This is a genomic window from Bacillus sp. JS, from assembly GCF_000259365.1.
Taxonomy (GTDB): domain Bacteria; phylum Bacillota; class Bacilli; order Bacillales; family Bacillaceae; genus Bacillus; species Bacillus stercoris.
The window spans coordinates 2,757,962-2,771,973 of the sequence record NC_017743.1 but is presented as its reverse complement, the minus strand read 5'-3'; the positions used below and the strand labels follow the sequence as shown (position 1 = coordinate 2,771,973).

Annotated in this window: 16 protein-coding genes, 1 tRNA gene and 1 other annotated feature; of the genes, 14 read left to right on the top strand and 3 right to left on the bottom strand. The window is 45.0% G+C overall.

Translation table 11 applies throughout. The features are described 5' to 3' along the window. Positions 1 to 14: 14 nt before the first annotated feature. The 12 genes from sdhC to MY9_RS14040 all read left to right on the top strand — a co-directional run bounded on the left by sdhC (position 15) and on the right by MY9_RS14040 (position 8,937). Positions 15 to 623: a succinate dehydrogenase cytochrome B558 gene (gene sdhC / locus MY9_RS14095; RefSeq protein ID WP_003222512.1), complete on the top strand. Its 609-nt coding sequence runs from the start codon at positions 15 to 17 to the stop codon at positions 621 to 623. Positions 624 to 656: 33 nt separating this feature from the next. Continuing rightward, positions 657 to 2,417 (top strand): succinate dehydrogenase flavoprotein subunit, encoded by a 1,761-nt coding sequence (gene sdhA / locus MY9_RS14090; RefSeq protein WP_014664887.1) that lies wholly within the window; start codon positions 657 to 659, stop codon positions 2,415 to 2,417. Positions 2,418 to 2,419: 2 nt separating this feature from the next. Continuing rightward, the gene (gene sdhB / locus MY9_RS14085) at positions 2,420 to 3,181 is read left to right on the top strand and encodes a succinate dehydrogenase iron-sulfur subunit (protein WP_003229569.1); all 762 of its coding nucleotides are present in this window, start codon (positions 2,420 to 2,422) and stop codon (positions 3,179 to 3,181) included. A 60-nt stretch (positions 3,182 to 3,241) separates the two neighbouring features. Continuing rightward, positions 3,242 to 3,685, top strand: a complete 444-nt coding sequence (locus tag MY9_RS14080; protein WP_014664886.1) for an acyl-CoA thioesterase — start codon at positions 3,242 to 3,244, stop codon at positions 3,683 to 3,685. A gap of 115 nt (positions 3,686 to 3,800) precedes the next feature. Then, positions 3,801 to 4,025, top strand: a complete 225-nt coding sequence (gene gerE, locus MY9_RS14075; RefSeq protein WP_003184172.1) for a spore germination transcription factor GerE — start codon at positions 3,801 to 3,803, stop codon at positions 4,023 to 4,025. Between the two features lie 246 nt (positions 4,026 to 4,271). Then, on the top strand, positions 4,272 to 4,712 hold the full coding sequence (locus tag MY9_RS14070) for a MarR family winged helix-turn-helix transcriptional regulator (RefSeq protein WP_003229573.1): 441 nt from the start codon (positions 4,272 to 4,274) through the stop codon (positions 4,710 to 4,712). Positions 4,713 to 4,719: 7 nt separating this feature from the next. Further along, complete coding sequence (racE, locus tag MY9_RS14065) at positions 4,720 to 5,538, top strand: glutamate racemase (protein ID WP_081483635.1); 819 nt, start codon at positions 4,720 to 4,722, stop codon at positions 5,536 to 5,538. A gap of 113 nt (positions 5,539 to 5,651) precedes the next feature. Continuing rightward, a complete protein-coding gene (gene gerM / locus MY9_RS14060; protein WP_014664884.1) occupies positions 5,652 to 6,752 on the top strand; it encodes a spore germination protein GerM in 1,101 nt (366 codons plus the stop codon). A gap of 110 nt (positions 6,753 to 6,862) precedes the next feature. Further along, on the top strand, positions 6,863 to 7,600 hold the full coding sequence (gene rph / locus MY9_RS14055; protein ID WP_003246039.1) for a ribonuclease PH: 738 nt from the start codon (positions 6,863 to 6,865) through the stop codon (positions 7,598 to 7,600). Between the two features lie 12 nt (positions 7,601 to 7,612). Continuing rightward, positions 7,613 to 8,209: an XTP/dITP diphosphatase gene (locus MY9_RS14050; RefSeq protein ID WP_080488112.1), complete on the top strand. Its 597-nt coding sequence runs from the start codon at positions 7,613 to 7,615 to the stop codon at positions 8,207 to 8,209. Between the two features lie 15 nt (positions 8,210 to 8,224). Beyond that, positions 8,225 to 8,734 (top strand): metallophosphoesterase, encoded by a 510-nt coding sequence (locus tag MY9_RS14045; protein WP_014664882.1) that lies wholly within the window; start codon positions 8,225 to 8,227, stop codon positions 8,732 to 8,734. Positions 8,735 to 8,863: 129 nt separating this feature from the next. After that, positions 8,864 to 8,937, top strand: a tRNA-Arg gene (locus tag MY9_RS14040). 63 nt (positions 8,938 to 9,000) lie between these two features. Here the strand turns inward: MY9_RS14040 and MY9_RS14035 are convergent. From MY9_RS14035 to cotQ, 3 genes are all read right to left on the bottom strand, one after another. Then, entirely contained in the window at positions 9,001 to 9,828 is an 828-nt protein-coding gene (locus tag MY9_RS14035) for a YsnF/AvaK domain-containing protein (RefSeq protein WP_014664881.1), read from the bottom strand. A 167-nt stretch (positions 9,829 to 9,995) separates the two neighbouring features. Next, positions 9,996 to 10,457, bottom strand: a complete 462-nt coding sequence (locus MY9_RS14025) for a GNAT family N-acetyltransferase (protein ID WP_014664879.1) — start codon at positions 10,455 to 10,457, stop codon at positions 9,996 to 9,998. Between the two features lie 164 nt (positions 10,458 to 10,621). Beyond that, complete coding sequence (gene cotQ / locus MY9_RS14020) at positions 10,622 to 10,957, bottom strand: inner spore coat protein CotQ (protein WP_014664878.1); 336 nt, start codon at positions 10,955 to 10,957, stop codon at positions 10,622 to 10,624. A gap of 445 nt (positions 10,958 to 11,402) precedes the next feature. Further along, positions 11,403 to 11,647: a binding site (T-box leader), on the top strand. A 121-nt stretch (positions 11,648 to 11,768) separates the two neighbouring features. Here cotQ and ilvB point away from each other — a divergent pair. Further along, positions 11,769 to 13,493, top strand: coding sequence for an acetolactate synthase large subunit (gene ilvB, locus MY9_RS14015; RefSeq protein ID WP_014664874.1), 1,725 nt, complete (start codon positions 11,769 to 11,771; stop codon positions 13,491 to 13,493). Further along, positions 13,490 to 14,008 carry an acetolactate synthase small subunit gene (gene ilvN / locus MY9_RS14010; protein WP_014664873.1) on the top strand — a complete coding sequence of 173 codons (519 nt, stop codon included), beginning with the start codon at positions 13,490 to 13,492 and terminating at the stop codon, positions 14,006 to 14,008. Before ilvB ends, ilvN begins: the two co-directional genes overlap by 4 nt. The last annotated feature ends 4 nt before the right edge of the window (positions 14,009 to 14,012 follow it).

Genomic DNA, 14,012 nt, shown 5'->3' with positions numbered 1-14,012 from the left:
CAGGGGGTAAAGTAATGTCTGGGAACAGAGAGTTTTATTTTCGAAGATTGCATTCCTTGCTTGGCGTCATACCGGTCGGCATCTTTCTCATTCAGCATTTAGTCGTCAACCAGTTTGCCGCAAGGGGCGCTGAAGCATTCAATAGCGCTGCTCATTTTATGGATAGCCTGCCTTTCAGGTATGCCTTGGAAATTTTTATTATCTTCTTACCATTAATTTATCATGCAGTTTATGGTGTGTACATAGCGTTTACTGCGAAAAATAACGCAGGCCAATACAGCTATATGAGAAACTGGCTATTTGTCCTGCAGCGTGTAACCGGTATCATCACTCTTATTTTCGTCAGCTGGCATGTGTGGGAAACCCGCATTGCCGCACAAATGGGCGCTGAGGTCAATTTCGACATGATGGCGAATATTTTGAGCTCTCCGGCTATGCTTGGCTTTTACATTGTCGGTGTTTTATCAACAATTTTCCACTTCTCGAACGGTTTATGGTCTTTCGCTGTTACATGGGGCATCACGGTAACGCCTCGTTCTCAAAGAATTTCGACATACGTTACGCTGATTATTTTTGTTGCACTGTCATACGTAGGCTTAAAAGCGATTTTCGCATTTGTTTAAGAGTACTAGATTACTAGAGGGAGAGGGGCTATCATGAGTCAATCAAGCATTATCGTAGTCGGCGGAGGTCTTGCCGGCCTCATGGCGACAATTAAAGCAGCGGAATCAGGAATGGCGGTTAAGCTGTTTTCCATCGTTCCTGTCAAACGTTCTCATTCAGTTTGTGCGCAAGGCGGCATAAACGGAGCGGTCAATACAAAAGGGGAAGGTGACTCTCCGTGGGAACATTTTGATGACACGGTATACGGGGGAGACTTTCTTGCCAACCAGCCGCCGGTTAAGGCAATGTGTGAAGCGGCGCCTTCAATCATCCACTTATTAGACCGGATGGGTGTTATGTTTAACCGGACGCCTGAAGGCCTGCTTGATTTCCGTCGATTCGGGGGTACACAGCATCACAGAACGGCTTATGCGGGTGCGACGACGGGACAGCAGCTGCTTTATGCACTGGACGAGCAAGTGCGCAGATACGAAGTTGCGGGTCTGGTCACAAAATACGAAGGCTGGGAATTCCTTGGCGCTGTATTAGATGATGACAGAACCTGCCGCGGAATTGTTGCGCAAAACCTGACAAACATGCAAATTGAATCCTTCCGTTCTGACGCGGTCATTATGGCGACGGGCGGACCGGGGATCATTTTTGGAAAATCAACGAACTCCATGATTAATACAGGATCTGCTGCTTCAATCGTTTATCAGCAGGGAGCGTACTATGCAAACGGAGAATTCATTCAAATCCACCCGACAGCCATCCCGGGCGATGACAAACTAAGACTGATGAGTGAATCAGCGCGTGGTGAAGGCGGCCGCGTGTGGACATATAAAGACGGCAAACCGTGGTATTTCCTCGAGGAAAAATATCCGGCATACGGAAACCTGGTGCCGCGTGATATTGCGACACGTGAAATATTTGATGTGTGTGTGAACCAGAAGCTTGGCATTAACGGTGAAAACATGGTCTATCTCGATCTGTCTCATAAAGATCCGAAAGAGCTGGATATTAAGCTTGGCGGCATCATTGAGATTTATGAGAAATTCATGGGAGACGACCCGCGCAAGCTTCCAATGAAAATCTTCCCGGCGGTCCATTATTCTATGGGCGGTTTATGGGTGGATTACGATCAAATGACAAACATCCCTGGACTGTTTGCGGCTGGAGAATGTGATTACTCTATGCATGGCGGCAACCGCTTGGGAGCTAACTCCCTGCTGTCTGCGATTTACGGAGGCATGGTGGCCGGACCGAACGCGGTGAAATATGTAAACGGCTTAGAATCTTCAGCGGAAGACATGTCTTCTTCTTTATTTGACGCTCACGTTAAAAAAGAAGAAGAAAAATGGGCTGATATTATGAGCATGGACGGAACCGAAAATGCCTATGTTCTTCACAGGGAGCTCGGTGAGTGGATGACGGCGAACGTAACGGTTGTCCGCCATAATGACAAGCTTTTGAAAACGGACGACAAAATTCAGGAATTAATGGAGCGCTTTAAAAAGATCAACATCAATGACACGACAAAATGGAGCAACCAGGGGGCGATGTTCACACGCCAGTTCTCGAACATGCTCCAGCTTGCGAGGGTGATTACCCTTGGCGCTTACAACCGTAATGAAAGCCGGGGCGCCCATTATAAACCGGATTATCCTGAACGTAATGATGATGAATGGCTCAAAACAACAATGGCTAAACATGTAAGCCCGTATGAAGCGCCGGAATTTGAGTATCAGGATGTCGATGTATCACTGATAACGCCTCGGAAACGGGATTACTCGAAGAAGAAGGTGGCGAAATAATCATGAGTGAACAAAAAACCATACGATTTATTATCACACGTCAAGATACAGCCGACAGCACGCCTTACGATGAAGAATTTGAGATTCCATACCGCCCGAATCTGAACGTCATTTCCGCTCTGATGGAAATCCGCCGGAATCCGGTTAATGTCAAAGGTGAAAAGACAACCCCTGTCACATGGGATATGAACTGTCTTGAGGAAGTATGCGGCGCATGTTCAATGGTCATAAACGGAAAGCCCCGCCAGTCTTGTACGGCGCTTATCGACCAGCTTGAACAGCCGATTCGTTTAAAACCAATGAAAACATTCCCAGTCGTTCGTGATTTGCAGGTTGACCGCAGCAGAATGTTTGATTCATTGAAAAAGGTAAAAGCGTGGATACCGATTGACGGCACGTACGATCTAGGACCGGGGCCGAGAATGCCGGAAAAACGCCGTCAATGGGCATATGAATTATCGAAATGCATGACGTGCGGCGTCTGCCTCGAGGCCTGCCCGAATGTGAACAGCAAATCGAAGTTCATGGGGCCGGCACCGATGTCGCAAGTCCGCCTGTTTAACGCACATCCGACAGGCGCCATGAATAAATCTGAACGATTAGAAGCATTAATGGATGAGGGCGGCCTTGCAGATTGCGGCAACTCGCAAAACTGTGTCCAATCCTGTCCGAAGGGCATTCCGCTTACCACTTCGATTGCAGCTTTAAATAGAGATACAAACTTACAAGCGTTCCGCAATTTCTTCGGGAGCGACAGAGTATAAGAAGAAAAAACCTCTTCCGCATGGGAGAGGTTTTTTTAAAAAATAAGGAGATGAAAAAAGATGAAGCTTCCCGCTTATATTGATATGCCGTTTCCAGAATGGAAAAGATCCTTTTCTTTTTTTAATGAGGTATCCGTAAGATTTTCCGAGACGGACATGTTTGGGCATATGAATAATGTAACCCCTTTTATATATTTTGAGGAGGCGCGAATTTCTTATTTTAAAAAGCTGAATATGATGAGTGAAAATAAACAGACCATGACAGTTGTGGCAAGCCAGCAGTGCGATTATTTGCGCCAAGTCATGCCTTATGAAGAGCTGCGCATCTATGTGAAAACAGGCGCTGTCGGCAGTTCATCTCTTACCTTGCATTATCTCGGAGAGAACCACAAAGGCGAACCTTGCTTCACCGGAGCAGTCGTGATGGTTCAAGTCTCAAAAGAAAGCGGCAAGGCTGTCAGCTGGACGGATGAGGAGAAAGAAACGCTTCTCCATACACGATAAACTAATTCTCTTGTAAACGTCACCTCCTGCGCCCTTCTTACATATGATATCTCGACTATATCAAAACCCATTCGTTTCTGATTCGCTCTCACCTTAGCAAGGAGGGTTACAATACTTGAAGGAGAAAGAATTTCAATCGAAGCCGCTGCTAACGAAAAGAGAAAGAGAAGTGTTCGAATTGCTCGTTCAAGATAAGACAACAAAGGAGATTGCAAGCGAGCTATTTATCAGTGAGAAAACCGTTCGAAACCATATTTCAAATGCCATGCAGAAATTGGGTGTGAAAGGGCGTTCGCAAGCCGTTGTTGAGCTTCTTAGAATGGGTGAGCTAGAGCTTTAATTCTTGCCGGTATTCCTTCTTTTCAGGAAGGAGCCGGTTATTGCTGTTTGTTTGGAACATTCGAAACCATATTTTTGAATGCTGTGCAAAACGTAGGCAAGTCATAAAATGAATTTTTTTGCTTGATGTTGTTTGACTAAAGTCCTCTATTTCTCTCCTGCGAGTCTTGCATTTTCTTCAAAAAAGAAGGAAAATAGACACGGAACGCTTTTGTGCGTAAGAGATCCTTGAGTGAGGGATGGACAAATGACATCAAAACCTTTGGAGCATGTTGCGGATATTGAAAAGTCTCTCCGCCACATTGCCGCGATCATTAAGCAAAAAGGACGAGAAATCCTTAACCAATATGCAATTACGCCGCCGCAATTTGTCGGCCTGCAATGGCTTTATGAACTGGGAGATATGACAATCGGCGAACTATCGGGCAAAATGTATCTGGCATGCAGCACGACAACGGACTTAATCGACCGCATGCAAAAAAATGAGCTTGTTGAGCGGGTCAAGGACCCGGCGGACAGACGTGTTGTCCGGATACATCTGCTGCCTGAAGGAGAACGGATTATCCAAGAGGTCATTACTAAAAGGCAGGAATATTTGCGTGATATGTTCGAATCGTTTACAGATGAAGAAATAGCCATCTTCGAAAAATCTTTGATGAAACTGCAGCATGAAATGAAGAGAAAATGAGGCGATTTTGTTGGAACAACCAATAGGGGTCATTGATTCCGGGGTTGGCGGTTTAACCGTTGCGAAGGAAATCATGAGACAGCTACCTAAAGAAAATATTATCTACGTCGGGGATACGAAACGGTGTCCGTACGGGCCGCGCCCTGAAGAAGAGGTGCTTCAATATACGTGGGAGCTGACGAATTATTTACTCGAAAACCACCACATCAAAATGCTCGTGATCGCCTGTAACACAGCAACAGCGATCGCTTTGGATGACATCCAGCGCAGCGTCGGTATACCGGTGGTCGGAGTCATCCAGCCTGGTGCGAGAGCAGCGATAAAAGTGACGGATAATCAGCATATCGGTGTCATCGGCACAGAGAATACGATTAAGAGCAATGCATACGAAGAAGCGCTTTTGGCATTAAATCCTGATTTGAAGGTTGAAAACCTTGCCTGCCCGCTGCTTGTGCCTTTTGTGGAAAGCGGGAAGTTTCTCGACAAAACAGCAGACGAGATTGTCAAAACCTCGCTGTACCCGTTAAAAGACACATCGATTGATTCGCTGATTTTAGGCTGCACCCATTACCCTATTTTAAAAGAAGCCATTCAAAGATATATGGGAGAGCGCGTAAACATTATTTCGTCCGGCGATGAAACAGCCCGGGAAGTCAGCACAATTCTCTCTTATAAAGGGCTGCTGAACCAGTCTCCGATTGCCCCGAATCATCAGTTCCTGACAACAGGGGCGCGTGATCAGTTTGCAAAAATCGCAGACGATTGGTTTGGCCATGAAGTGGGGCATGTGGAATGTATCTCACTGCAAGAACCGATTAAAAGATAGGTTTTCCCGCAACGGAATGTTGCGGGTTTTTTCTGTTTTGCCGGAATTCTTCGGTCTATTTCCTAAAGAGGCTCGTATACATAATAGTACAAACATCCTTAGGAGGGAAAAGTATGCTGAAAAAAGGACCTGCAGTCATTGGTGCGACTTGTCTCACCTCTGCCTTGCTTTTATCCGGATGCGGTTTGTTTCAATCTGATAAGGCAGCCAAGGAAATTGATCCGCCTCAAGACGTTACATACGTGAACGATGAAGCGGGGGCTAAGTCAAATACTACAGCAGCCGAAAAAACAGAGAATAAAAAGAGTGATACCGCAAAAACGGATCAAGCCTCATCTGCTGTTATGAGGGAGCTATATCTTATTGATAAAAACGGGTATGTCGTCGCGCAAACGCTGCCTCTTCCTAAAAGTGAGAGCACGGCTAAGCAGGCGCTTGAATACCTCGTACAGGGCGGGCCTGTGTCTGAAATTCTTCCGAATGGCTTCAGAGCAGTATTGCCGGCTGACACAACCGTTAACGTTGACATCAAAAAAGATGGAACCGCGATAGCTGATTTCTCTAATGAGTTCAAAAATTATAAGAAAGAGGACGAACAGAAAATCGTTCAATCTGTGACGTGGACGCTGACGCAATTCAGTTCGATAGATAAAGTGAAGCTGAGAATAAACGGGCATGAGCTGAAGGAGATGCCTGTAGGAGGGACGCCGATCTCAGATGATTTAAGCCGCAAAGACGGCATTAATTTGGAAACAGCCGGTGTAAATGATCTCACTGCTACCCACCCGCTGACAGTCTACTATTTGGCGGAAAACGAAGACAGTGAGTACTACGTGCCTGTGACGAAACGAATCGACAATTCGGAAAAAGACGACATTACAGCAGCCATCAATGAATTGGCTAAAGGCCCAAGCAAGGTGAGCGGGCTGTTAACAGACTTCAATGAAGATGTAAAGCTGGTCAGCAAACCGAAAATGAAAGACGGTCGCGTGACGTTGGATTTCAATCAATCTATATTCGGCAGCGCCGATGAGAAGACGAAAATGATTTCTTCAGAAGTGCTGAACAGCATTGTGCTGACGTTAACGGAACAGCCGGATGTAAAAGGCGTCTCTGTTAAAGTGAATGGAAAATCAGAGCTTGTAAACGAAAAAGGCGAAAAGCTCACAGAACCGGTCTCCAGACCTTCTCAAGTGAATACGGGTAGTTTTTAAATTGGGATTTTTGATATACTAGAAAGAAAGAGGTTAGCGTTCCGGCTGCCTCTTTCTTTATTCAATTCCGGGACAAAAATGGTTTATGTACATACAATCGGAGGTAAAACATGAGACATGACGGAAGACAACACGATGAGCTGCGTCCAATCACATTCGATTTGGATTTTATCAGCCATCCGGAAGGTTCTGTTCTAATAACAGCGGGAAATACAAAGGTAATCTGCAACGCGTCTGTTGAGGACCGCGTACCGCCGTTTTTGCGGGGCGGAGGGAAAGGCTGGATTACAGCAGAGTACAGCATGCTGCCGCGGGCAACTAATCAAAGAACAATTAGAGAATCTTCTAAAGGGAAAATTTCCGGCAGAACAATGGAGATCCAACGCCTGATCGGCCGCGCGCTTCGGGCTGTTGTAGATCTGGAAAAGCTCGGTGAACGGACGATTTGGATTGACTGTGATGTCATTCAGGCTGATGGCGGAACAAGAACAGCTTCCATTACAGGTGCATTTCTTGCGATGGCGATTGCGATTGGCAAGCTGATCAAAGCAGGAACAATCAAGACAAATCCGATCACGGATTTTCTCGCTGCGATCTCTGTTGGAATTGATAAGGAACAGGGAATTTTGTTAGATTTAAATTATGAAGAAGATTCCTCTGCTGAAGTTGACATGAATGTCATCATGACAGGCAGCGGCCGTTTCGTGGAACTGCAGGGAACCGGCGAAGAGGCGACTTTTTCAAGGGAGGATCTGAATGGTCTTCTCGGTCTTGCGGAAAAAGGAATTCAAGAGCTGATTGACAAGCAAAAAGAAGTGCTGGGGGATTCTCTGCCAGAACTGAAATAAAGACAGAAAGGCTTGATCATCATGAAAGAAGCAATTATTGCGACACATAATCCGGGAAAAGTGAAGGAATTTAAAGAAATTCTTGAGCCAAAAGGCTATGATGTCAAATCGTTAGCTGAAATTGGATTCACAGAAGAAATTGAAGAAACAGGCCATACATTTGAAGAGAATGCCATTCTGAAAGCGGAAGCTGTTGCCAAAGCAGTGAACAAAATGGTGATTGCGGACGACTCAGGCCTATCCATCGATAATCTTGGCGGCAGACCCGGGGTTTATTCAGCACGCTATGCAGGGGAACAGAAAGACGACCAGGCAAATATCAATAAAGTGCTCAGCGAGCTGAAAGGAATCGAAAAAGAACAGCGCACCGCCCGTTTCCGCTGCGCATTGGCCGTGAGTATTCCGGGAGAGGAAACAAAAACAGTCGAAGGCCATGTTGAAGGGTATATTGCTGAAGAACCGAGAGGAGAATACGGCTTTGGCTATGATCCAATCTTTATCGTGAAAGATAAAGATAAGACAATGGCTGAACTGACTAGTGATGAAAAAAATAAAATCAGCCATAGGGCTGACGCGCTTAAAAAGCTGTCTAAGCTTTTGGAGGCATAAGGAGGGAGCTCGTACATGAACGTGCTGATTATCAGTGACAGCCATGGGCTTGAAGAAGAACTCCAGACCATTGCGAAACGGCACGAAGCAGAAGTTGACCTTATGATTCATTGCGGAGACTCTGAGCTAGAAACAGGGCATCCGGCATTGGAGCCTTATGCGGTTGTAAAAGGCAATTGCGATTTTGCCGGCGATTTTAAGGACGAGCTTCTTCTAACTGCCGGTTCAAGAAAAATACTGGTCACACACGGCCACCTTCACGGTATAAAACAGACCTTGTTAAACGTATACTATCGTGCAGAAGAGCTCGGAGCGGATATTATCTGCTTCGGGCATTCGCACATCGCGGGAAGCGAAGTGCTGCGCGGAAAACTGATGATTAACCCAGGCAGCATCCGGCTTCCAAGGGTGCGCAGGACAGAAAGCTATGCTATACTGACATTAGAAAATGATGCTGCGACAGTCCGTTTTTACGACCAAGCAGGCAATGAAATTGAGGATCTGCAAAACCGAGTCACACTATGAAAATGTCATGAGGAAGAAAATTTTCTTCCTCATGAAAAAAATTCTAAAAAACCGTTGACTTATTGTTGCATCCCATATATAATAAATCTTGTCGCTGATAGTTAAAGCGAAAAACAAAAAACAAAACGTGTCCCAGTAGCTCAGCTGGATAGAGCAACGGCCTTCTAAGCCGTCGGTCGGGAGTTCGAATCTCTCCTGGGACGTACCAAAAGAAAAACCTCAAATCCTAATTGGATTTGAGGTTTTTTGTTGTCGGTCTATGATTTTTATTTATTATTTAACGGATCATCATCATCCAAGCCGTCAACTTTTCCTTCTTTATTCAGACGAGGTTCTTCTTTTTTCACAGTTTCAGAAATATGTTCATTTTCTTCAACAGTGCGTTTACCGACAACCACTTCATCAGTGACAACTGGTTTTTTAGTCACTTCCAGCTTTTCCTCAACGATTGGCACTCTGATCTCTTCCGAATCGTTGACGGGAGAAGCATCCGCTTTATTTTCATCCACTGGCCGGCGTTCGACATAAATTTCATCGTGTCTCACGGGGATGTCCATATCTCTTTTTTCTGTTTTCACTTCTTTTCCTATCTCTACTTCGCCGGTTTGAACGTCTTCCTTATCGACTTTCAGCTGTTCTTCCCGGAGCGGCATCGCTTTTTCTTCTTTCGTTGTATAATCCGCCATTTCATTTGTGCTTGAAAAGCCGCCTGAAAGGGCATTGCCGTTATCCATAGGAGCATTTACGTCTGCATCTGTATCGACGGCTACCAGAAGTTTTCCGTCATCCAAATCTTCTTGATACTTGTCTATTTCATCCGTTTTAATATCCAAATCGGATAATGCTTTGCTGTGTGCAGCAGTATCATCCATTGTGAAATAATCTTTCAGTTTATCGAAAAAAGATTCAGATTCGCCCTGATGTGCATCGATGGCTTGATTGACCTCTGTTCCTGTACGTGACTCCAAATAATCTGTATCTCGCCGGCTTGTTACAACAGAGATGTCGTCAGAATCATAGCCTTTTGTGAGTAAGCCTTCAATCGCTGCGATGGTTTCCTGCGGAGTTTCGAATACACCAACTATGCTTTTCATATCAATCTCCTCCTTCATGAATTTGCATGATATCGTTCATGTCGTTTGTAATTCCCGCTGTTCTTTGAATTAAACAAAATTGAAAACATTGGCGGGTATCAAAAGGGTGAAAAGTGTGTAAATACAAAAAAATAGATAAGACAGACTTTCCTCTGTCTTATCTATCTTCATAGTTGCAGCTCCTTCGTCATAAACACACTGTTCGGATCTTCGACATAGTCTGCAAACGGTTCGCAATACTGGAAACCGAAGCTTTCATACAATTTTCTTGCCGGCTCAAATGAAGCCATTGAACCCGTTTCTAAGCTTAGTCGCTCATAACCTCGCTTCTCGGCTTCTTCAATGATGTGCTGGAGAACTTGTTTGGCAACGCCTTTTCTTAAATGTGAAGCAGAAGTTCGCATTGATTTGATTTCTCCATGCCGGCTGTCCAGTTCTTTTAGCGCTCCGCAGCCGGCGAGTTCATCACCCTCCCAAGCGCTCCAAAATGTTATTTCAGGCTCTCTTAGTTTCTCTAAACCTAAGGCATGAGTGCTTTCTGGCGGGGACATAAGCGTCATGCTATGTAGATGCTCATTCACAAGTGAGACCACCTGACGTCCAGTTAAATCGTCTATTTTTATATGCAATTTTATTCCTCCTCAAACTTTGATCTTAATCATATTTCATCCTGTTTCCAACTTTAAAGACAGAAAATCTGACAGTATTGAAGCCCCTTTGGAATATATGAGTTGCGAAAGATGTTTGAAAGTAAAAAAAGGCCGAACTCGTAGTTCGGCCCTTGTAATTTTCTTTAATATCTAAAGCCACCATGCACACCGGCTGTTCCGCTAAAACCACCGACATGTGTCGCCGGAATACTGAACCCGCCGCTATGGCCGCTGAAGCCAGTGCCTGAAAATTGCTGCCCGAAAAAATCTGAAGTGTATGGATAAGAGGAGTACATAGCAGAGGGAGTGGTCAACGGGCTGTATGCCTGGCTGAACGGCTGTCCGTATCCGTATCCTCCAAATGGCTGCTGGCTTTGCTGGTAAAAGGCAGGGGAAGCAGGATAATGCTGCTGTGGAAAGCTGGGGAAGCTTGGAAAGCCCACAGGAAATCCTTGCATGTCTGCAAATGATTTATTCATCGTATCACCTTTTCTTTGCAAGATACCATTAATGTATGCCGAGGGAACAAGGGGAGTGCCTATCCAGATTCAAATGGTTTGCAAGATGATCTGCCAGACTCAATTCCCATATGAATTATAGCGTGTTATAAAATCTTACACGTTTATGTAAAATTGAATTATTCTGGTGTATCCTTGATAGATTAATAAAAAAATTATAAAAACTTTTAACATTTGCAATTCCTTTTGTACCAATAATGAAAGCGTATACAATATAGATTGATTAATCAAAATTGTCTAATAATTTTAAAAAATGCTGTTGACACTGCGTCCAAAGCGGCGTAATATGAGTTCAACAAAAGATAACGCAAGCTTCACAAGCGAAAATGATCGCAATATGATTCTGAAAAAATGAAAAACAATCGACCTTCTTGAACAGCTTGCAAGGCGTTCTGAAGGCTGAATATGAAAAGCGCAGATGAGGATAAGTAGCCTTGATAAAGCTTTCCACAGAGAACCGGGTTAGCTGAGAACCGGCGAAGCTTTACAAGGTGAACTCGCCTCAGAGTGCCAGTCTGAAATGACAGTAGGACTTGGCCGGGTGAACTTGATTCACTCGTTACTAAAGCGGATAGAAATATCCATGAGACGGCCGACTAAGGCCGTAAACAAGGGTGGTACCGCGGAAAGAAAAGCCTTTTCGCCCCTTTTAGCTATCGCAGTTACTGCGCGGCTGATTGTGGGTGGAAGGGCTTTTTTTATTGAATAATCAGCTATCTAGCTAATGAAAAGATGATCTTTAAAGGATGAAAATCCAAAAGGAGGAACTAAAATGGGGACTAATGTACAGGTGGATTCAGCATCTGCCAAATGTACACAGACGATGAGCGGAGCATTAATGCTGATTGAATCATTAAAAAAAGAGAAAGTAGAAATGATTTTCGGTTATCCGGGCGGGGCTGTGCTTCCGATTTACGATAAGCTATACAATTCAGGATTGGTACATATCCTTCCCCGTCACGAACAAGGCGCGATTCATGCAGCGGAAGGATACGCAAGAGTCACTGGAAAACCGGGTGTCGTTATCGCCACATCAGGACCGGGAGCGACAAACCTTGTTACAGGCCTTGCTGATGCCATGATTGATTCATTGCCGTTAGTTGTCTTTACAGGGCAGGTGGCAACCTCTGTTATCGGGAGTGATGCATTTCAGGAAGCAGACATTCTAGGGATTACGATGCCAGTGACAAAACACAGCTACCAGGTTCGCCAGCCGGAAGATCTGCCGCGCATCATTAAAGAAGCGTTCCATATTGCAACAACTGGAAGACCCGGCCCAGTATTGATCGATATTCCGAAAGATGTAGCAACTATTGAAGGAGAATTCAGCTATGATCATGAGATGAACCTCCCGGGATACCAGCCGACAACAGAGCCGAATTACTTGCAGATCCGCAAGCTAGTAGAAGCCGTGAGCAGTGCGAAGAAACCGGTGATCCTGGCGGGTGCGGGCGTACTGCACGGAAAAGCGTCAGAAGAATTAAAAAATTATGTCGAACAGCAGCAAATCCCTGTGGCGCACACCCTTTTGGGGCTCGGAGGCTTCCCGGCTGACCATCCGCTTTTCCTGGGGATGGCGGGAATGCACGGTACGTATACAGCCAATATGGCTCTTCATGATTGTGATCTTTTAATCAGCATCGGCGCCCGTTTTGATGATCGTGTCACAGGAAACCTGAAACACTTTGCCAGAAACGCAAAGATTGCCCACATCGATATTGATCCAGCTGAAATCGGAAAAATCATGAAAACACAGATTCCTGTAGTGGGAGACAGCAAAATTGTCCTGCAGGAGCTGATCAAACAAGATGGCAAACCAAGTGATTCAAGCGAATGGAAAAAACAGCTCGCCGAATGGAAAGAAGAGTACCCGCTTTGGTATGAAGAGAATGAAGAAGAGGGTTTTAAACCTCAGAAATTGATTGAATATATTCATCAATTTACAAAAGGAGAAGCCATTGTCGCCACGGATGTAGGCCAGCATCAAATGTGGTCAGCGCAATTTTATCCGTTCCAAAAAGCAGATAAATGGGTCACGTCAGGCGGACTTGGAACGATGGGATTCGGCCTTCCGGCGGCGATCGGTGCACAGCTGGCTGATAAAGATGCCACTGTCGTCGCGGTTGTCGGAGACGGCGGTTTCCAAATGACGCTTCAAGAACTCGATGTCATTCGCGAATTAAATCTTCCGGTCAAGGTAGTGATTTTAAATAACGCTTGTCTCGGAATGGTCAGACAGTGGCAGGAAATTTTCTATGAAGAACGCTATTCAGAATCTAAATTCGCTTCTCAGCCTGACTTCGTCAAATTGTCCGAAGCATACGGCATTAAAGGCATCAGAATTTCATCAGAAGCGGAAGCGAAGGAAAAGCTGGAAGAGGCATTAACGTCTAGAGAACCTGTTGTCATTGATGTGCGGGTTGCCAGCGAAGAAAAAGTATTCCCGATGGTGGCTCCGGGAAAAGGGCTGCATGAAATGGTGGGGGTGAAACCTTGAAAAGAATTATCACATTGACTGTGGTGAACCGCTCAGGCGTGTTAAACCGGATCACCGGTCTATTTACAAAAAGGCATTACAACATTGAAAGCATTACAGTTGGACACACAGAAACAACAGGCGTTTCCAGAATCACCTTTGTCGTTCACGTTGAAGGAGAAAATGATGTTGAACAGTTAACAAAACAGCTCAACAAACAGATTGATGTTCTGAAAGTCACAGACATCACAAATCAATCGATTGTCCAGAGGGAGCTGGCCTTAATCAAGGTCGTCTCCGCACCTTCAACGAGAACAGAGATTAATGGAATCATAGAACCGTTCAGAGCCTCTGTCGTCGATGTCAGCAGAGACAGCATCGTTGTTCAGGTGACAGGCGAATCTAACAAAGTTGAAGCGCTTATTGAATTGTTGAAACCTTATGGCATTAAAGAAATCGCGAGAACAGGTACAACGGCTTTTGCGAGGGGTACCCAGCAAAAGGCGTCATCCAATAAAACAATATCTATTGTATAAAACA